The organism is Actinoplanes nipponensis (assembly GCF_016862275.1).
Lineage (GTDB): Bacteria > Actinomycetota > Actinomycetes > Mycobacteriales > Micromonosporaceae > Actinoplanes > Actinoplanes nipponensis.
In genome coordinates this window covers 1-19,008 of record NZ_BOMQ01000075.1, presented here as the reverse complement: position 1 = coordinate 19,008, position 19,008 = coordinate 1, and the positions used below count along the sequence as shown (strand labels likewise).

Annotated in this window: 11 protein-coding genes and 1 pseudogene; 7 read left to right on the top strand and 5 right to left on the bottom strand. The window is 74.0% G+C overall.

Translation table 11 applies throughout. The annotated features are described in order from the left end of the window. Window positions 1-25 precede the first annotated feature (25 nt). Window positions 26-1,615, top strand: coding sequence for a methyl-accepting chemotaxis protein (locus tag Ani05nite_RS31740; protein ID WP_203774499.1), 1,590 nt, complete (start codon window positions 26-28; stop codon window positions 1,613-1,615). A 9-nt stretch (window positions 1,616-1,624) separates the two neighbouring features. On the opposite strand, the gene Ani05nite_RS31735 is transcribed toward Ani05nite_RS31740, so the two are convergent. From Ani05nite_RS31735 to Ani05nite_RS31720, 4 genes are all read right to left on the bottom strand, one after another. Further along, the gene (locus Ani05nite_RS31735; protein ID WP_203774498.1) at window positions 1,625-2,749 is read right to left on the bottom strand and encodes a citrate synthase 2; all 1,125 of its coding nucleotides are present in this window, start codon (window positions 2,747-2,749) and stop codon (window positions 1,625-1,627) included. Between the two features lie 74 nt (window positions 2,750-2,823). Further along, the gene (locus Ani05nite_RS31730; RefSeq protein ID WP_203774497.1) at window positions 2,824-3,864 is read right to left on the bottom strand and encodes a beta propeller repeat protein; all 1,041 of its coding nucleotides are present in this window, start codon (window positions 3,862-3,864) and stop codon (window positions 2,824-2,826) included. Then, the gene (ileS, locus tag Ani05nite_RS31725) at window positions 3,864-6,980 is read right to left on the bottom strand and encodes an isoleucine--tRNA ligase (protein WP_203774496.1); all 3,117 of its coding nucleotides are present in this window, start codon (window positions 6,978-6,980) and stop codon (window positions 3,864-3,866) included. Before ileS ends, Ani05nite_RS31730 begins: the two co-directional genes overlap by 1 nt. Before the next feature lie 23 nt (window positions 6,981-7,003). Next, window positions 7,004-7,624, bottom strand: coding sequence for an L-threonylcarbamoyladenylate synthase (locus tag Ani05nite_RS31720; protein WP_203774495.1), 621 nt, complete (start codon window positions 7,622-7,624; stop codon window positions 7,004-7,006). A 127-nt stretch (window positions 7,625-7,751) separates the two neighbouring features. Here Ani05nite_RS31720 and Ani05nite_RS31715 point away from each other — a divergent pair, with 127 nt between their 5' ends. Next, window positions 7,752-9,674, top strand: coding sequence for a zinc metalloprotease (locus Ani05nite_RS31715; protein ID WP_203774494.1), 1,923 nt, complete (start codon window positions 7,752-7,754; stop codon window positions 9,672-9,674). 46 nt (window positions 9,675-9,720) lie between these two features. Here Ani05nite_RS31715 and Ani05nite_RS31710 read toward each other — a convergent pair whose 3' ends face one another. After that, window positions 9,721-10,146 carry an NUDIX domain-containing protein gene (locus Ani05nite_RS31710; protein ID WP_203774493.1) on the bottom strand — a complete coding sequence of 142 codons (426 nt, stop codon included), beginning with the start codon at window positions 10,144-10,146 and terminating at the stop codon, window positions 9,721-9,723. Window positions 10,147-10,218: 72 nt separating this feature from the next. Between Ani05nite_RS31710 and Ani05nite_RS31705 the strand changes: the two genes are divergently transcribed. The 5 genes and pseudogenes from Ani05nite_RS31705 to Ani05nite_RS31685 form a co-directional block, all read left to right on the top strand. After that, entirely contained in the window at window positions 10,219-13,875 is a 3,657-nt protein-coding gene (locus Ani05nite_RS31705) for a WGR and DUF4132 domain-containing protein (RefSeq protein ID WP_203774492.1), read from the top strand. An 83-nt stretch (window positions 13,876-13,958) separates the two neighbouring features. Continuing rightward, window positions 13,959-15,032: an ATP-binding protein gene (locus tag Ani05nite_RS31700; protein ID WP_239130841.1), complete on the top strand. Its 1,074-nt coding sequence runs from the start codon at window positions 13,959-13,961 to the stop codon at window positions 15,030-15,032. A 3-nt stretch (window positions 15,033-15,035) separates the two neighbouring features. Then, entirely contained in the window at window positions 15,036-17,417 is a 2,382-nt protein-coding gene (locus Ani05nite_RS31695; RefSeq protein WP_203774490.1) for a DUF5682 family protein, read from the top strand. Beyond that, window positions 17,410-18,534, top strand: a complete 1,125-nt coding sequence (locus tag Ani05nite_RS31690; protein WP_203774488.1) for a VWA domain-containing protein — start codon at window positions 17,410-17,412, stop codon at window positions 18,532-18,534. Before Ani05nite_RS31695 ends, Ani05nite_RS31690 begins: the two co-directional genes overlap by 8 nt. A 76-nt stretch (window positions 18,535-18,610) precedes the next feature. After that, window positions 18,611-19,008: pseudogene (locus Ani05nite_RS31685) on the top strand (hypothetical protein); the annotation flags it as partial.

Below are 19,008 nucleotides of genomic sequence, written 5' to 3'. Positions count from 1 at the left end.
GCTCGATTTCAGGGGTGTGGAGAAGGTGGCTGGTCCTACCACGTGGGCGCGCAACCGGCGGGTCTCGACGAAGGTGCTGACGGTCGCCGGGGTGGCGATCGCGGGGATGGTCGTCACCGGGTTCATGAGCCTGGCCGGGATCGCCGACCTCAAGACCACCCGCAACGACGAGCTCAGGGGCGGGGTCCCGTACATCACCAACCTGAACAACGCCGCGCTGGCCGCCAAGGCCGCCGCCAACGACGAGCGCGGCTATCTGATCGCCGGGGACCCGAAGTTCCGGGACGAGGCCCTCAAGCGGCAGACGACCGTCGACGGCCACCTGGCGACCGCCCGGGGCCTGGGTGACCCCCCGCAGCAGGCCGCGATCGACAAGCTGAAGACGGCGACCGACGCCTGGTTCACCGCGCTGCGGGCGGAGTTCACGACGTTCGGCACGGACCGGCCGGCCGCGATCGCGGCGGCGCTGGGCGCGAATCGCGACCTCCGTAAGGCGTACGAGGAACAGCTGGCCGCGGAGATCGCCCGGGCGGACGAGGCGCTGATCGCCGGCCGGCGGTTCGACGCGACCGTCACCAGCACCCGGATCAGCCTGATCTGGACCATCCTGATCGCCCTGGCCCTGGCCGTCTTCCTCGCCCTGTGGGTGGCCCGGATGATCGTGACGCCGCTGCGCCGGGTGTCGGCGGTGCTGGAGGCCGTCGCCGAGGGTGATCTGAGCAGGACCCTCGACGTGGACCAGCGGGACGAGCTGGGACACATGGCGACCTCGCTGCGCCGGGCGACGGCCACCCTGCGGCAGACGGTCACGGATCTGGCCCGGCATTCCCGTACGCTCGGCGCCGCCGCCGGTGAATTGGCCGCCACCAGCCGGAACAGCGCGGCCAGCGCGGAGACCGGCGCCCGGCAGGCGAGCAGCGTCGCCGAATCCGCGGCCGCGATGTCGTCGAACATCCAGACCGTCGCCGCGGGCGCGGAGGAGATGGGCGCCTCCATCCGCGAGATCAGCCAGAGCGCCACCCAGGCGGCCGGGGTCGCCGCCCGCGCGGTCGACGTCACCGCCACGACCACCACCGTGATGGCGAAGCTGGGCGAGTCGTCCGCGGAGATCGGCAACGTGATCAAGGTGATCACCTCGATCGCCGAACAGACCAACCTGCTGGCCCTCAACGCCACCATCGAGGCCGCCCGCGCCGGGGAGATGGGCAAGGGCTTCGCCGTCGTGGCCAGCGAGGTCAAGGACCTGGCCCAGGAGACGGCCCGGGCGACCGAGGACATCGGTCAGCGGGTCGCGGCCATCCAGACCGACACGGTCGGCGCGGTCGACGCGATCGGGGAGATCAGCGAGATCATCGGCCGGATCAGCGAGTTCCAGACCACCATCGCCTCCGCCGTCGAGGAGCAGACGGTGACCACCAACGAGATGAGCCGCAATGTGACCGAGGCCGCCGACGCCGGCGGCCGGGTGGCGGAGACGATCAACGACGTGGCCGCCTCGGTCCAGCTCACCACGGTGGGCGTGGCCGAGGCGGACCGGGCCGCGGGCCGGCTGGCGGAGATGTCGGACGACCTCCAGGTGATCGTCGACCGGTTCCGGCTCGAGCCGGCCCGCTGACCGCCGGCCTCAGAGGTACGAGCGGCCCGCGTTGCGCTTGAGCGCGTCCTCCCAGCCGGCCAGCTCGGCCGGCTCCCGGTCGTGCACCCCGACGTACGCGGCGGACGGGCGGATGAGCTTCGCGAGGCGCTTCTGCTCGAGGATGTGGCTGGCCCAGCCGGCCGTCCGCGCGCAGGTGAACATCGAGGTGAACAGCGGCGCGGGCACCTCGGCGAAGTCCAGGATGACCGCCGCCCAGAATTCGACGTTGGTCGCCAGCACCCGGTCCGGCTTGCGTTCGCGCAGCTCGGCCAGGGCCGCGTCCTCCAGCGCCCGGGCCACCTCGTAGCGCGGGGCGCCCAGCTCCTCGGCGGTGGCCCGCAGCAGCCGGGCCCGGGGGTCCTCGGCGCGGTAGATGGCGTGCCCGAAGCCCATCAGCCGCTGACCGCTGTCGAGCACCTGCTTGACGTAGCCGCGCGCGTCGCCGGAGCGCTCGACCGCCTCGACCATGTGCAGGGCCCGCGACGGGGCTCCGCCGTGCAGCGGGCCGGACATCGCGCCGACCGCGGCCGAGACGGCGGCGGGCACGTCGGCGCCGGTGCCGGCCACCACCCGGGCGGTGAAGGTGGACGCGTTCATGCCGTGCTCGGCGGCCGAGATCCAGTACCGGTCGATCGCGCTGACGTGCCGCGGGTCGGGCTCGCCGCGCCAGCGCACCATGAAGCGCTCGACGATGCTGCCGGCCGCCTCGACCCGGCTCGCCGGGACGCGGGGCTGATCGGCGCCGCGGGCGCCCTGGGCGACGAAGTCGAGCAGCGTCGCCGAGGTGCGGGCCAGGTCCGCGCGGGCCTGGGCGTCGTCGATGTCGATCAGCGGGCGGAGGCCCCACTGCGGGGCCATCGTCGCGATGGCCGCCTGCGCGTCGGCGCGGATGTCGCCGGAGCGCACGCTCAGCGGCACGGGCTCGGCCGCCGCCAGCGGGGCGCCGAAGTCCCCGTCGACGAGCAGACCCCAGACGTCGGCGTAGGACACCTTGCCGACGAGTTTCTCGATGTCGATGCCGCGGTAGCGCAGGGCGCCGCCGTCGCGGTCGGGCTCCGCGATCTCGGTCTCGAACGCGACGACGCCGGCCAGGCCGGGGGGAACGGTCAGCATGGTGACTCCCGGGGAACACATCGGTGGACGTCGAACATTACCGCCGAGTAGCTTTGCTCAGGGTGGGGAAAATGTCACACCCCGCGAGCCAGCCAGGCCCGGTCGCCGGCGATCAGCAGCACCCGGTCATCGCGTCCGGCGACGGCCGACAGTGGACGCGCCCGCCGCGGGGTCGTGACGGTCAGCCAGGACCGGCCCGCGTCGGCGGAACGCCAGAGCCGGCCGGCCGTCGCCGCGTACAGGCGTCCGTCCGAGACGGTGAGCGACCGGATGCCGGTGGCGTCGGGCCGGCCGAAGCGGCCCACCGCGGTCCAGCCGGGGCCCCGCCACGCACCGAAGGTGTCACCTCGGGGGCCGACCGCGACCAGCGCGGCACCGAGCCGGACCACTCGCTGCAGTTCCTGGTAGCCCTCCTCGTCCGGCAGGGCGGCGCGCCGCCACGAGGCGCCGTCGGCGGACGACCAGGCGGCGGGGGCGTCACCGAGGCCGCCGACGAGCCAGAACTGTCCATCAAGGACGGCGCCGTCACGGGCGAAGGCGCGGGCCAGCCCGGGAGCGTTCTCGAAGAGCCGGAAGGCGGTGCCGTCCGGGGACAGCCACGCGGCCGCGCCGCCGGTCCGGTTGCCGGCGATGAGGAAACCCGACGGGCCACCCGCCATCCGGCCGACGTCCACCGCGGTGTCCCCGCCGTACGTCTCGAACGGCGCCGCGGCCTCGGCCAGCGAGCCGTCCGGACGTTGGTGCCACGTGCTGACCCGGGGGTTGCCGTGGGCGCCGCCGCTGCGCGAGCCGATCGCCGCGATCCGGCCGCCGGCGCACGCCACGGCGTACAGGACGCTGCGTGGGCCGTAGTAGCTGCCGGGCAGCGCGGCCAGGGTGACGCTGCGCCAGCTCCGGCCGTCGGTGCTGGCCCAGGCGGCCGGGCTGGTCCCGCCGTCCGGGGCGGCGCGCCCGCCGACGACGTACCACTGCCCGCCGCAGGCGACCCCGTCCCGCAGCAGGCGGGTGCCCGGGCCCGGCAGCGACAGCTCGGTCCAGGCGTTCGGCGGCGCCGCGGCGCAGCCGCCCAGCACCGCGAGCAGGATCAGCGCGGCCAGCCGGCGGACGGCGCGCATCAGGCCTTCCGCAGCCAGAAGGTCAGCCCGAGCGCCTCCTCGCGGAACGCGGTGGCCCCGGCCCAGAACGGCTCCCCGGGCGCGTAGTCCGTGGCCAGCACCTCGTCGGCGACGAGCCCGGCGTGCTCGGCGAGCGCGGCCGCCGTGTCCTCCCGGGTGGCCGCGTACCGCAGCGCGATCCGGTCGGCGACCTCCAGACCGCTGGTCTTGCGGGCGTCCTGGATCAGCCGGATCGCGTCCCGGGCCAGGCCGGCCCGGCGCAACTCCGGGGTCAGGCGCAGATCCAGGGCGAGGGTCGCGCCGGCCTCGGCCACGACCGCCCAGCCCTCCCGCGGCGTCTCGGTGATGATCACCTCGTCCGGGCCGAGCGAGACGGTCTCGCCGCCGACCACCACCTGGGCGTGGCCGGCGGAGCGCAGCGCCTCCTTCAGCGCGGTCGCGTCCGCGGCGGCGACCGCGGCCGCCACCGCCTGCACGGCCTTGCCGAACCGCTGGCCCAGCGGCCGGAAGTTGGCCTTGGCCGTGGTGTCCACCAGCGAGTCGCCCGCGGCGCCCACCGGGAGCACCACACCGACGTTCAGCTCGGCCGCGATCTCGGCGAGCAGCTCGGGGGAGAGCTCGGCGAAACCCGGCGCCGAGGCCAGCGCCCGCGACAGCGGCTGCCGCGTCTTCAGGCCCGACTCGGCCCGGGCCGAGCGGCCCAGCTCGACCAGCCGGCGGGCGGTCGCCATCCGCGCCGACAGCGCCGGGTCGATCAACGCCTCGTCGGCGACCGGGTACGCGGCCAGGTGCACCGACACCGCGGCGGTCGGCGTGACCGGCGTGACCAGGTCCTGCCAGACCCGCTCGGTGACGAACGGCGTGATCGGCGCCAGCAGCAGCGTGAGCGTGGCCAGCACCTCGTGCAGGGTGGCCAGGGCGGCCGGGTCGCCGCGCCAGAACCGGCGGCGGCTGCGGCGCACGTACCAGTTGGACAGGTCGTCGATGAACGCCGCGAGCAGCCGGCCCGCCTCCTGGGGGTCGAACCCGGCCAGCGCGGCGTCCACCGCGCGAACCAGCGAGTGCAGCTCGGAGAGCACCCAGCGGTCCAGGACCGGGCGGTCGGCCGCCGGCGGGTCGGCGTCCGACGGCGCCCAGCCGGCGGTACGCCCGTAGAGCGACTGGAAGGCGGCGGTGTTCCAGTACGTCAGCAGGGTCTTGCGGACCACCTCCTGCAACGTGCCGGGCCCGATCCGCCGCGACGACCACGGCGATCCGCCCGCCACCATGAACCAGCGCACGGCGTCCGCGCCGTGCCGGTCCATCAGCGGCAACGGCTCCAGGATGTTGCCCAGGTGCTTAGACATCTTGCGGCCGTCCTCGGCCATGATGAGGCCCAGGCACACCACGGTCTCGTACGCCGACCGGTCGAACACCAGCGTGCCGATCGCCATCAGCGTGTAGAACCAGCCGCGGGTCTGGTCGATCGCCTCGCAGACGAACTGCGCCGGATAGCTGCTCTCGAACCGCTCCTTGTTGCGGTACGGGTAGCCGAACTGGGCGAACGGCATGGCCCCGGAGTCGTACCAGGCGTCGATGACGTCGGGCACCCGGGTCGCCGGGGCGCCGCACCGGCAGGCGAAGGTCACCGCGTCGATGAACGGCCGGTGCGGATCCAGCCCGGACAGGTCCTCGCCGGTGCGCTCGCTCAGCTCCCGCAGCGAGCCGACGCAGGTCAGGTGGCCGTCCGGGCAGCGCCAGATGGGCAGCGGGGTGCCCCAGTAGCGCTGCCGGGACAGCGCCCAGTCGACGTTGTTGGCCAGCCAGTCGCCGTACCGGCCGTGCTTGATCGTGGGCGGCTGCCAGGTGGTGCGCTCGTTCTCGCGCAGCAGCCGGTCGCGGACGGCTGTGGTGCGCACGTACCAGGAGGGCTGGGCGTAGTAGATGAGTGGGGTGTGGCAGCGCCAGCAGTGCGGGTAGCTGTGCTCGTACGCCTCCTCGCGGAACAGCAGGCCACGGCTCTGCAGGTCGGTGACGAGGGCGGCGTCCGCGGCCTTGAAGAACACGCCGCCGACCAGCGGCACCTCGGGGCTGAAGGTGCCGTCGGGCCGGACCGGATTGACCATCGGCAGCCCGTACGCCCGGCAGCCGGCCAGGTCGTCCGCGCCGAAGGCCGGCGCCTGGTGCACCAGTCCGGTGCCGCTGTCGGTGGTCACGTACGACGCCAGGATGACGATGTGCGCGTCCGGCACCGCCACCAGGTCGAACGGCGGGCGGTAGGTCCAGCGCTCCAGCTCCTTGCCCGGCAGCGCGGCGACCACCCGCCACGACCCGGGCAGCGCGCCCAGCCGGTCCTGCGCGACGATCACCTGCTCGGCGCCGTCGCCGGCCACGACGTAGGTGACGTCCGGGTTGACCGCGACCGCGGTGTTGGCGACCAGCGTCCACGGCGTCGTGGTCCACACCAGCAGCGACGCCTGCCCGGCCCACGGGCCGGAGGTGAGGGGGAAGCGCACCGTGACCGAAGGGTCGACGTCCTGCTCGTAGCCCTGGGCCAGCTCGTGGTCGGACAGGGCGGTCTGGTCGCGCGGGCACCAGGGCGCGACCCGGAAGTCCTCGACCAGCAGGCCCCGGTCGAAGATCTGTCGCAGCGACCACCAGACCGACTCGATGTAGGCCGGGTCCATGGTCCGGTACGCGTCGTCCATGTCGACCCAGTAGCCCATCCGCCGGGTGAGCTCGGCGAACGCGTCCGTGTGCCGGGTCACCGACTCACGGCACCGGAGGTTGAACTCGGCGATGCCGTACGCCTCGATGTCCTGCTTGCCGGTGAAGCCGAGCTCCTTCTCCACCGCGAGCTCGACCGGCAGGCCGTGGCAGTCCCAGCCGGCCTTGCGGGTGACGTGGAAACCCCGCATGGTCCGGTACCGGCAGAAGACGTCCTTGAAGGCCCGGCTCTCGATGTGGTGGGTGCCGGGCCGGCCGTTGGCGGTCGGCGGCCCCTCGTAGAAGATCCACTCGGGCCGGCCCGCGGACTGCTCCAGGCTGCGGTGGAACACGCTGTTGGCGTGCCAGAAGTGCAGCACCTCATGGTCCAGCGAGCCCAGCTCGACCTGGGCCGGCACCGGCAGGTACATGGCTGACCCCCTCGTGACGTGCGCTAGGCGAAGCGTGCCGGATCGCCGGCGCCGACGCGAAGGATTTCCGGCTCGCCGCCGGACAGGTCGATCACCGTGGTGGGGACGGTGCCGCACTCGCCCGAGTCGATCACGGCGTCCAGGGCGTGGTCGAGCCGCTCCTTGATCTCCCAGCCCTGGGTGAGCGGCTCCTCCTCGCCGGGCAGCAGCAGGGTGCTGGACAGCAGCGGCTCGCCGAGCTCGGCCAGGATGGCCTGGGTGACGACGTGCTCCGGGATCCGGACCCCGACGGTCTTCTTCCGCGGGTGCAGCAGCCGGCGCGGCACCTCCCGGGTCGCCGGCAGGATGAAGGTGTAGCTGCCGGGGGTCGCGGCCTTGACCGACCGGAAGACCGCGTTGTTGATCTGCACCAACTGGCCCAGCTGGGCGAAGTCGCGGCAGACCAGGGTGAAGTGGTGGCCGCCGCCCAGCTGGCGGATCTCGCGGATCCGGTCGAGGCCCTTGGCGTTGCCGATCCGGCACCCCAGGGCGTAGCAGGAATCGGTCGGATATGCGATCAGCCCGTCGTCCTGCAGGATGCGGACCACCTGGGAGACGGCCCGCGGCTGCGGATTGTCGGGATGTACGTCGAAATACTTCGCCACGTCCCCGAGCCTAGAGCGCGCGGGCCGGCGCGGGGCGGCATTTGCCCCACCGCCGGGCCCGGCGTGCAGTGACGCTTTTACCTGCGTAAATCTTTACTGCGGGTCCGCCGGGTGGCAGCGTGACCACATGAGACGGAGAGCCGCACTCGTCGTTGCGCTGATCACGGCGATGGTGGGTGCGTCCGCGGGAGCCGCGGGCGCCGCACCGAGATCCTCCTACACCTATCTGCACCCCGGCGGCCAGCCCCGGCTGACCGAGCGGGTGCCGGTCAACGTGGTCTTCCTGGGTTATGAGCCGAATCAGGTGGGTAAGTCCGCCTATCTGTCCGGCCTGCCGAAGCGGTACGAACCCGTGGTCCGTTCCCGCCTGGCCTACGGCACGACCGAGAAGCTGGGCATCACCTACACCTACGACTACCGGGTCAGCTACAGCAGTCGGTCCTATGAGGACACCTTCTTCCGGCAGCTCGGCAAGCTGGCCAAGCCGGCGCCGCTGACGGCGTACCAGACCGCCTACAACGAGCAGGCGAAGAACGTCAAGGACATCACCGACAACCACACCATCGACGCGCCCAGCGTGGAGAAGTGGCTCGCGTACCACCCGCCCGCCGGTGTCGACACCCGGCGGAACACCATCTTCTTCATCAACTGGTACGGCCGCGCCGACTTCAAGTTCCACGTCTACACCAAGATCGGTGAGCCCGACCCCGACACCGGCTACGACTTCGGCCAGAACCGGGACAGCCGCAAGATCATCGCCTGGGGCGGCACCACCGCCGACGACGAGGAGACCGGCCTGGGCCGCACCCGGCGGGTCTGGTTCCACGACCTGTCCGCCGGCCCCGAGTCGTGGACCAGCAACTACGACGTGGACAACCCGGACCTCGACGGCGACGGCGTGGTCGACTACCGCATGCCGCCGACCTGGGAGTACACCGCGGGCGGGTTCCGGGCGCCCGGGGCGCTGACGGGCGACCTCTCCAAGATCACCCGGTACGTCGCGCTGAACCTGCTGATGACCTCCTCGCCGCTCTACCCGGTGGAGCTGCCGACCCCCGAGCCGCCCAAGTCGATCAACATCGACAGCAACACGTACGAGGGCTGGCCCGGCGTCGACGCCTCGGCGCAGTACATCAAGCCCAAGCTGGTCGTCGAGGAGCTGTCCGAGCTGCGCTGGCGCAACCGGCTCGACTTCGACAACCAGGACCTGCCGTACGACGCCCGCGCCCAGGAGTGCTACCTCGGGGTGCTCACCGACGAGAGCTGCTACCCCGACTCCGGCTACCCGGCGTTCGCCAACCTCTACCTCTACAACTGGGAGAACCTGGCGCGCACCAAGGACGACGCCGGCCGGGTGGACTACGAGGTCCCGGTGTTCAACTACGCCGTGGCCGAGGGCGTCGGCGTGCCGGCGCTGGGCTTCGCCGACGACAACTACGTCGACGGCACCCAGACCGGGGTCTTCACCTTCATCTCCCCCGAGGTGGTCGCCTCCGGCTACGGCCTGAGCACCACCCAGATCCACGAGGTCGGCCACCACCTGGGCATGAGCCACCCGCACGACGGCTACGACAGCGAGACCGGGGTGGACTACGGGCCGGAGGGCAGCTTCCTGTTCGCCAACGCCGGCGACGAGAGCAACACGATGATGAGCTACATCGACCTCAACTGGGACTTCAGCCAGTTCGACCGGGACAACAGCGACCGGTTCCTGACGGCGGCGTACCACGAGGCGGCGAACCGGCTGGCCGCGGACGTGCAGTCGGCGGCCGGGGCGGCGAAGGCACGCGCGCAGCTGCGGGCGGCCGACGTGCTCCTGGGCCTGTCCACCAAGGCGTTCGCGCGGCACGAGTACCGGGCCGCGTACGCGTTCGCCGAGGGGGCGTACTACCAGGTCGTCGGGGCGGCCAAGCGGGCCGGCGCGAACCCGGCGGCGGCGGCCCGGGCCATGGCGGCCGAGGCCGACGCGGCCCGCCGGACCACCGAGGTGCACGACCCGCACGAGTTCATCGACACGCTGGCGCCGGACAGCCCGCGCAGCCAGCCGTGACCCCGCGGTCCGGGGTGGCTCCGCGCAGCCACCCCGGACCCTCCGGTCACCGGACCGGATAGACCCGCCAGCCGTCCGGCGGCGGCAGCCCCCGCCAGACGGTGAGGCTCATGGCGGACGGCGGGTAGAGCGGCTCCGGCAGCTCCTCCGGGGCGTACCAGCCCCAGTCGGTCAGGACGTCGGGCTCCAGCGCCCGCGGCGGCGTGCCCGGCCACGGCGCCACGGCGGCGGCGGTCAGGCCGCTGCCGGCGGTGCGCACGCCGATGGCGATGACCTCCGGCCGCGTACCGTCGATGCCAGCCTCCTCGGCCGCCTCGCGGGCCGCGGCCTGCTCGATCGTCTCGCCGCCCTCCACGTGGCCGCCGGGCAGGCACCAGGACGGCTGCTCGCCCGCCGTGAGCCGGCGACCGAGCAGCACCCGCCCGCGCGCATCGACGAGGATCAGACCCACACCCACCACCGGTCTCGTCATGCGGTGATTTTGTCGTACCGGATCGCTACCGTGCCTCGCACCGGTCCACCGACCCCTGACGAGGTTTGCCACATGCGCAGTTTCGAGTTCGTCGACGCAGCATCGAAGAAGTTCTGGGAGGTCGACCAGGACGGCACCGAGGTGACGGTCCGCTGGGGCCGCGTCGGCACGACCGGGCAGACCAAGGTCAAGAGCTTCGGCTCGGCGGCCGAGGCCGCCGCGCACGAGGGCAAGCTGATCGCCGAGAAGATCCGCAAGGGGTACGGCGAGACGACCACCACAACCGCAGCGACGTCCCCTCCCCGCACACCGGCCCCGGCGCCGCCCGTCGCCGCCGAGCAGGTCCCCGCGCCGCCCGTCGCCGCCGAGCAGACCCCCGCGCCGCCCGTCCCCGCCGACGAGGACACGCTGGTTCAGCCGGCCACCTGGCTCCGGCACCGGGTCCCGCGCCGCGGCAGCAGCGGCGTGGGCCGCTTCGTGCCCGACCCCAAGGCCCGCACCACCGTCGACGAGATCCTCAGCCGCAAGCCCGGCATGGTCGTCAACGCCCTGCGCGCGCCGGTGACCGACCCGGCCGTCGCGCAGGCCGGGGCGGCCTGGCTGGCGGGCGACCCGCAGACCCCGGCGCTGGGTGCGGCCGCCGTCGCCGCCGCCGCGACCCTGGGCAACTGGGACGTCCAGGAGAAGTTCGTGGCGTTCGCCGACGTGTGGATCGTCGGGCACGGGCTGCGCCTCGCCGCCCAGGCCGCGGTCGAGCTGATGTCCCTGACCCTCGACGACGGCCTGCCGCCCGGCCCCCGCCACGCCAGCCAGCAGTTCGGGGTCCGGTTCCTGCGCCCCGGCGAGGAGCGCCGCGGCTGGTATCGCGACCCGGCCCTGGCCACCGTGCTGCGGGTGCGAGCCGCGCTGGCGGCCGCCTCCGACGAGGAGTACGCCGAGGTGGTCGACGCCCTGACGCCGTACCGGGGTGCCGGCGCCTACGCCCGGGCCGCGACCTCGGTGCTGGTCCCCACCCGGCCGGAATGGGTCGCCGAGGACGTCGCCGCCGCGGTCGCCGACGACGACGAGTCGCGCGCGGCCGCGCTGCTGCACGCCGCCGGCACGGGCGAGCAGGTGACCACCCTCGGGCTGCTCACCAACACCTGGGGCGTCGCCAATTCGCTCGCGGCGCTGACGACGATCGTCGATGGCGTCGGGGCCGCCGCGGCGCCGGCGTTGTTCCGCTGGTTCGACGACATGGACTACGCCGACGGCCGGCGGCGCCTGTCGTCCGTGCTCGCCGTCCTGCCGAGCGACGAGGTGATGCGCGGCCTGGTCGACCGGATCGACGTCAAGTTCATCCCGCCGGCCCTGCTCGAGGCGGCCGGCCGCTATCCGGCCCGGGCGCTGCGGATCCTCCCGGCCGGGGCGGCCCGGCCCGCGGTCGCCGCCATCCTGCGCTCCCACGTGCTGGCCCATCCCGGGCTCGTCGAGCAGCTGCTGCCGGGGCTGGAGCCCGACGCCCGGCAGCGCATCGAGGCGATCCGCGCGCAGGCCGCGGCGGTGGTGCCGGCGCCGGTGAGCGCCGTGCCGCCGTTGCTGCTCGACCCGCCGTGGCGGCGCGCCCAGGCGGCCCGCAAACCGGTGGTGATCCCGGGGCTGAGCTGCGCCGACGCCCCCAGCATCGAATGGCTCGACGGGGAACGCGAGCAGTGGCGGCAGACCCCCTACGACCACTACGACGACGGCCGGCGGAGCTGGACCGAGATGGCGGCGTGGATCGCCGACGGGACCAGCGCCTGGTGGCAGACGGTCGGTTTCTTCACCCGGGCGCCCGAGCTGCTCGCCCGCCCGCTGCTGGCGAAGTGGCGGCCCGCGGACACCTGGCAGGCCGGCGTCTGGATGCGGGTGGTCGCCGCCCGGTTCGAGCTGGCGGCGCTGCCGACGCTGCTCGACCTGGTCCGGCGCAGCCCGGCCGAGACCGTGCCGCTGCTGCTGCCCTTCACCTCGCCCGAGATCGCGACCGTGATGGCGGACGCGTACGCCCGGCTCAAGAGCGTGCGGGAGACGGCGCTCACCTGGCTGCGGCGGCACCCCGCCGAGGCGGCCCGGGCCCTGGTGCCGGCCGCCCTCGACAAGGCCGGCGTCTCGCGCCGGCAGGCCGAGGACGCGCTGCTCGCCCTGCACGCCGGCGGGCACACCGAGGCGGTGATCACGGCCGCGCGGGGCTACGGCGAGCAGGCCGCGGCGGCCATCCGGACGCTGCTGGAGACCGATCCGCTGGCGGTGCTGCCGCTGAAGCCCCCGGCGATCCCCGGGTGGCTGGTGCCGGGCCTGCTGCCGCCGGTGCGGTTGCGCGACGGCTCCGGCGCGCTGCCCGCCGAGGCGGTGGTCAACCTGGTGACCGTGCTGGCCGTGGGCCGGTCCGGGACGCCGTACGCCGGGGTGGACATCGTCCGGCAGGCGTGCGAGCCGGCGAGCCTGGCCGAGTTCTCCTGGGAGGTCTTCCAGGGCTGGCGGACCGCGGGCGGCGACAGCAAGGAGGGCTGGGTCCTCGAGATCCTCGGCGTGGCCGGCGACGACGAGACCGTCCGCCGGCTGACCCCGCTGATCCTGGCCTGGCCGGGCGAGGGCGGGCACGCGCGGGCGGTCACCGGCGTCCAGATCCTGGCCCGCATCGGCACCGACGTCGCCCTCATGCACCTGCACGGCATCGCCCAGCGGGCCAAGTTCAAGGGTCTCAAGGCGGCCGCCGCCCAGAAGATGGCGGAGGTCGCCGCCGGGCTCGGGCTCAGCGCCGACCAGCTCGCCGACCGCCTGGTGCCGCAGTTCGGCCTGGACGCCGCGGGCAGCATGGTGCTGGACTACGGCGCCCGGCAGTTCACGGTCGGCTTCGACGAGCAGCTGCGCCCGTACGTCGCGGACAGCTCCGGCAAGCGGCTCAAGGCCCTGCCGAAACCCGGCGCCCGCGACGACGCCGAGCTCGCCCCGGCGGCGTACCAGCAGTTCGCCGCGCTCAAGAAGGACGTCCGCACGGTCGCCACCGACCAGATCCGCCGCCTGGAACGCGCGATGGTCACCGGCCGGCGCTGGACCGGCGCCGAGTTCCGGCAGCTGTTCGTGGCGCACCCGCTGCTCTGGCACATCGTCCGGCGGCTGGTCTGGGCCACGTACGACGACGCCGGCCGGCCGGCCGGGGCGGTCCGGGTGGCCGAGGACAGGTCGTTCTCGGACGTGCACGACGAGCGGGCCGAGCTGGCCGACGACGCCTGCGTCGGGGTGGCCCACCCGCTGCACCTGGGCGACAGCCTGCCCGACTGGGCCGAGGTCTTCGCCGACTACGAGATCCTGCAGCCGTTCGCGCAGCTGGGCCGCGAGACGTTCAGCCTCACCCCGGAGGAGGCCGCGGCCGCCCGGCTGACCCGCTTCGAGGGCCACACGGTGCCGACCGGCCGGGTGATCGGCCTGGAACGCCGGGGCTGGCGGCGCGAGGAGCCGCAGGACGCCGGGGTCCAGGGCCGCATCGAGCTGGCCCTCGGATCGCGCCAGGAGGTCGTCATCGAGCTCGATCCGGGCATCGCGGTCGGCGCGCTGGACATCTTCCCCGAGCAGAAGTTGGAGATGATCTTCCTGTCCGACGGCACGGGCAACCGCTGGGGCGCCGACACGACGGGACACGTCCCGCTGGGCCGCCTCGACCCGGTGACCGCGTCCGAGATCATCCGCGACCTGACGGAGCTGACCCCATGAGCCCCACCCGCCGCGTCTCCGCCGCCGGCCCGGCCACGCCCGGGCCCGGGTCGGTGGTCGAGGTCACCGAGCCGGCCGACCGGGTGCAGCGGCCCCCGGCCGAGGTGCGGTACGCCGACGAGCTGGCCCGGCTGCGCGAGGCCGACACGGCCGCCCGGCCGCCCGGCTGGGTGCTCAGCGTGCAGGCGGCCCGCCGCTTCGTGGTGGGCGACAGCAAGCTCGGCATCAGCCGCAAGTTCGTCGGCGACCCCTCGCTGATCGACCGCGCCCTCATCACGCTGGCCACCAGCCGAGGGCTGATGCTGGTCGGCGAGCCGGGCACCGCCAAGTCGCTGCTCTCCGAGCTGCTGGCCGCCGCGGTCAGCGGCGACTCCACCCTCACCATCCAGGGCGGCGCCGCCACCACCGAGGACCAGATCCGCTATTCGTGGAACTACGCGCTGCTGGTCGCCGACGGCCCGTCCCCGCGTTCGCTGGTGCCCGCGCCGCTGCTGCGCGGCATGGCCGAGGGCCGCACGGTCCGGTTCGAGGAGATCACCCGCTGCCCGCTGGAGGTGCAGGACTGCCTGCTGTCCCCGCTGTCCGACCGGGTGCTGGCCATCCCCGAGCTGACCGGCCCGGAGGCGATGGTCTTCGCCCGCGACGGCTTCAGCATCATCGCCACCGCCAACACCCGCGACCGCGGCGTCAACGACATGAGCTCCGCCCTGAAACGGCGCTTCAACTTCGAGACGGTCTTCCCCATCGCCGACCTCGCCACCGAGCTGGCGCTGGTCGAGGCCGAGGCGGCCGCGCTGTTGCGGCGCTCCGGGGTGACGGCCGAGCCGCGGCGCGACGTGCTCGAGGTGCTGGTGACCACGTTCCGCGAGCTGCGCACCGGCGAGACCGCGCGCGGTGACTCGATGGACCGGCTGTCCGCGGTGATGAGCACCGCGGAGGCGGTGTCGGTGGCCCACGCGGTCGGGCTCCGGGGCTGGTTCCTGCGCGGCGAGCCCGGCACGGCCGAGGACCTGGTGTCGTGCCTGGCCGGCACCGCCGCCAAGGACAACCCGGAAGACCTGGCGAAGCTGCGGCGGTACCTCGCCCAGCAGGTCACCTGGCGCGGCGGCGAGCAGTGGCAGGCGTTGCACAACGCCCGCCACCTGCTGCCGGGCTGAGCCGTGCCGGTCACCTTCATCGGGGTCCGCCACCACAGCCCGGCCTGCGCCCGGCTGGTCGCCGCCACGATCGACGAGCTGCGGCCCGCCTACGTGCTGATCGAGGGGCCGGCGGACCTCAACGAGCGGATCGGCGAGCTGCTGCTCGGCCACGAGCTGCCGGTGGCGGTGTTCAGCAGCTACCGCGACGGGGAACGCCGGCACGGGTCGTGGGCGCCGTTCTGCGCGTACTCGCCGGAGTGGGTGGCGCTCACCCACGGCCGGGCGGCCGGCGCGGAGCTGAGGTTCATCGACCTGCCCGCGTGGCATCCGGCCTTCGCCGGGCGCAGCAACCGCTATGCCGACGCCGAGCTGCGCTACGCCGAGGTGATGGAGCGGCTGTGCCGCAGCTTCGACGTGGACAACGTGGACGTGCTGTGGGACCACCTGTTCGAGGTGGCCCCGGCGGACGGCAGCGCCGAGCGGCTCGCGGTCTACTTCGACCTGGTACGAGGCGAGTCGGCGGCGGGCGAGGCGGACACGGCCCGCGAGGCGTACATGGCGCGGTGGGTACGGGCCGCGGCGGCCGCGGCGGGGGACCGGCCGGTCGTCGTGGTGACCGGCGGCTTCCACCGGCCCGCCCTCGTCTCGGCGCTCGCCCTGCCGGCCGGCGACGGGGCCGGTGGGCCGGCGTGGCCGGAGGTGCCGGCCCTGCCCGCGGAGGCGGTCGGCGGCAGCTTTCTGGTGCCGTACTCGTTCCGGCGGCTGGACGCCTTCGACGGCTATCAGAGCGGGATGCCGTCCCCCGGCTACTACCAGGAGCTGTGGGAATCGGGGCCGGAGGCGGCGGCGCGCCACCTCACCGAATCCGTCGCGGCCCGCCTGCGGGAACGCCGGCAGCCGGTGTCCACAGCGGACTTGATCGCCGCGCGGACCACCGCGGCGGGGCTGGCCACGGTACGCGGGCACCGGCATCCGGCCCGCACGGACGTGCTCGACGGGCTGGCCTCGGCGCTGGTGAACGAGGCGTTGGACGTGGCCCTGCCGTGGGCGAACCGGGGCACCCTGCGTACCGGCAGCCACCCGGTCGTGGTCGAGATGGTCGCCGCGCTCAGCGGCACCCGCGTCGGCCGCCTGCACCCGGCCACACCGGCGCCCCCGCTGGTCCACCACGTCAACGCCGAGCTCGAACGCCTCGGCCTGGACGGCGCCGACGAGCTCGACCTCGACCTGACGGTGCCGGCCGACCGGGCCCGCAGCCAGGTGCTGCACCGGGTCCGCGTCCTGGCCGTGCCGGGCTTCCGGCGTGACGCGGGCCCGTCCACCGGCCTCGACCCGGTGCTGCGGGAACGCTGGAGCATGCGGCCCGACCCCGCCCGGCTCACCGCGTTCATCGAGGCCGGCGCGTACGGCGCCACCCTCGCCGACGCGTGCGCGGCGGTCCTGGCCGAGCGGGCCACCCAGGCCGGCCGGGACGTCGATCTGCTCGCCGGCGTGCTCTTCGACGCGGCGCTGTCCGGCACGGCGCAGGTGTCCGAGCAGGCCCTCGCCGACATCGAGGCGACGGTCGCGGCGGCGCCGGAGCTGGGCGCGCTCGGCCGGATGCTGGCCGTGGTGCTCACCATGTGGCGGCACGACCGGATCCTCGGCACCGCGCACAGCGCCACCCTCGGTACGGTCATCGTCGCCGCGGTCCGGCGCGTCCTGTGGCTGGCCGAGGGAGTGCACGGTCAGTCGGCGGCGGCCGACCTGGGACGCATCGGCGCGCTCGCGGCCTGCCGCGACGCCCTGCGGTACGCCCGCCGGCAACTGGGTCTGGACCTGCCGGGCGCCCTGGAGGTGGCCGCGCGGCTGGCCGCCGACGGCGGCGCGCCGCCCGACCTGCGGGGCGCCGCCTTCGGCCTGCGCTGGGCGCTGCAACAGACCTCGTCCCCCGATCCGGGTGCTTCCCCGGCAAATGCCGCCGACGGTCAGGGTGAGCCTGCGCTCGGTGCCCCGGCGGCCGCGCCGAGCACGGATCCGCCCGATCCGGTGCGGGCGGTACGGGGCGCCTTCCAGCCCGATTCCGCGGGTGACTGGCTGGCCGGACTGTTCGCCCTGGCCCGCGAGGAGGTGCTGCACACTCCGGCGGTGGTCGGGCTGCTCGACGAGCTGGTCTCCGCGATGGCGGCCGACGACTTCCTGATCGCGGTGCCGGCGCTGCGGCAGGCGTTCGAGTTCTTCCCGCCGCGCGAGCGGGAGCAGATCGCCGGCCGGCTGCTGGAACGGCGCGGCCTCGCCGGCACCGGCCGGAGCCTGCTGCGTGGCGTCGGTGATCCGGAGCTGGTCGCCGCCGGGATGCTGCTGGACGACCGGGTCGACGCGGTCCTGCGCCGCGAGGGACTGACAGGTGGGACACGTGACTGACCCCGATCTCGAACGCTGGCGCCTCGTCCTCGGCGCCCCGGCCGCCGCGCTGGGGTCGCTGGGCCCGGACGGGCTCGCCCGCGACGCGGCGCTGGACTGGCTGTACGGCCGCGACGGCGACCTGGAGAAGCGCGACGTGCGCCGCGGCGACGGCCGCGCCGGCGGTGACGGGCCGTCGCAACTGACCACAGTGGACTGGCTGGACGACATCAACCGGCTGTTCCCCCGCGAGACGGTGGAACGCCTGCAACGCGACGCCATCGAGCGGTACGAGATCACCGACATCGTCACCGACCCGGCCGTGCTGGAACGCGTCGAGCCGAACCCCGCGCTGCTCAAGGCGGTGCTGCAGACCAAGCACCTGATGAACCCGGAGGTGCTGCGGCTGGCCCGGCGCATCGTCGAGGCCGTCGTCCGCGACCTGATGGCCAAGCTGGCGACCGAGGTGCGGGCCGCGTTCACCGGCGCCCGGGCCCGGCGACCGAGCCGGTGGCGGCAGGCCCGGGACTTCGACATGACCCGTACCATCCGCGCCAACCTGGGCCACTACCGGCCGGAGGAGCGGCGGCTGTTCATCGAGACGCCGCACTTCTTCTCCCGTACCCGCAAGCACGTCGAGCAGTGGCAGGTGATCCTGCTGGTCGACCAGTCCGGCTCGATGGTCGACTCGGTGATCCACTCCGCGGTCACCGCCGCCTGCCTGTGGGGCCTGCCGGGCGTCCGGACCCACCTGGTCGCCTTCGACACCGACGTGGTCGACCTGACCAGCGAGGTCGACGACCCGGTCGAGCTGCTGATGCGGGTCCAACTCGGCGGCGGCACCGACATCGGCCGGGCGGTCCGCTACGGCGCCGGCCTGATCGAGCAGCCCCGCCGGGCGATCGTCGCCCTGATCACCGACTTCTACGAGGGCGGCTCGCCGTCGCTGCTGATCCGCACGGTCCGCGAACTCGTCGAGCAGGGCATCCGGGTCCTCGGCCTGGCCGCCCTCGACCAGGACGCCAACCCCAGCTACGACCGCGACATGGCCCAGCGCCTGGCCGACGTGGGCGCCTCGGTGGGCGCGATGACCCCGGGCGAACTGGCCACCTTCGTCGCCGAGCAGGTGGGCCGATGACCCGGCTCACCGGGACACAAGCCCGAGCGCTCTTCGGCTGCCACCCGGCCGCCTCGGTGCGGGGTCGGTGGGTCCGATGAGGGCGGACCTGCGGGCCCTGACCCCCGAGACGCTGGCCGAACTCACCAACCGCGGCCTGGTGAAGCGGGCGGTCCGGGAGACGGAGCGGGCCGCCCCCGCGATCGTCGAGGACGACGATACGACCGTGCACGCCACCTTCGAGGACGGCGTGACGACCACGCTCCCGATCGGCGGCCTGGACCGGGGTCGTTGCAGCTGCGGAGCGCCCGGCGTGTGCCGACACATCGTGGGCCTGGTGCTGGCCTACCAGCGCGCGCCGGCCCCTTTCGGCCGGCTGGCGGAGGCTGACCGGCGGGGAGCGGTCGAGGAGCAGCCTGCCGGGCTTGAGCACAGTGGAGACGCTCGGCCGGGTTCGACGGCCGGGCAGCCTGCCGGTGCGGTGGAGAATCCGCA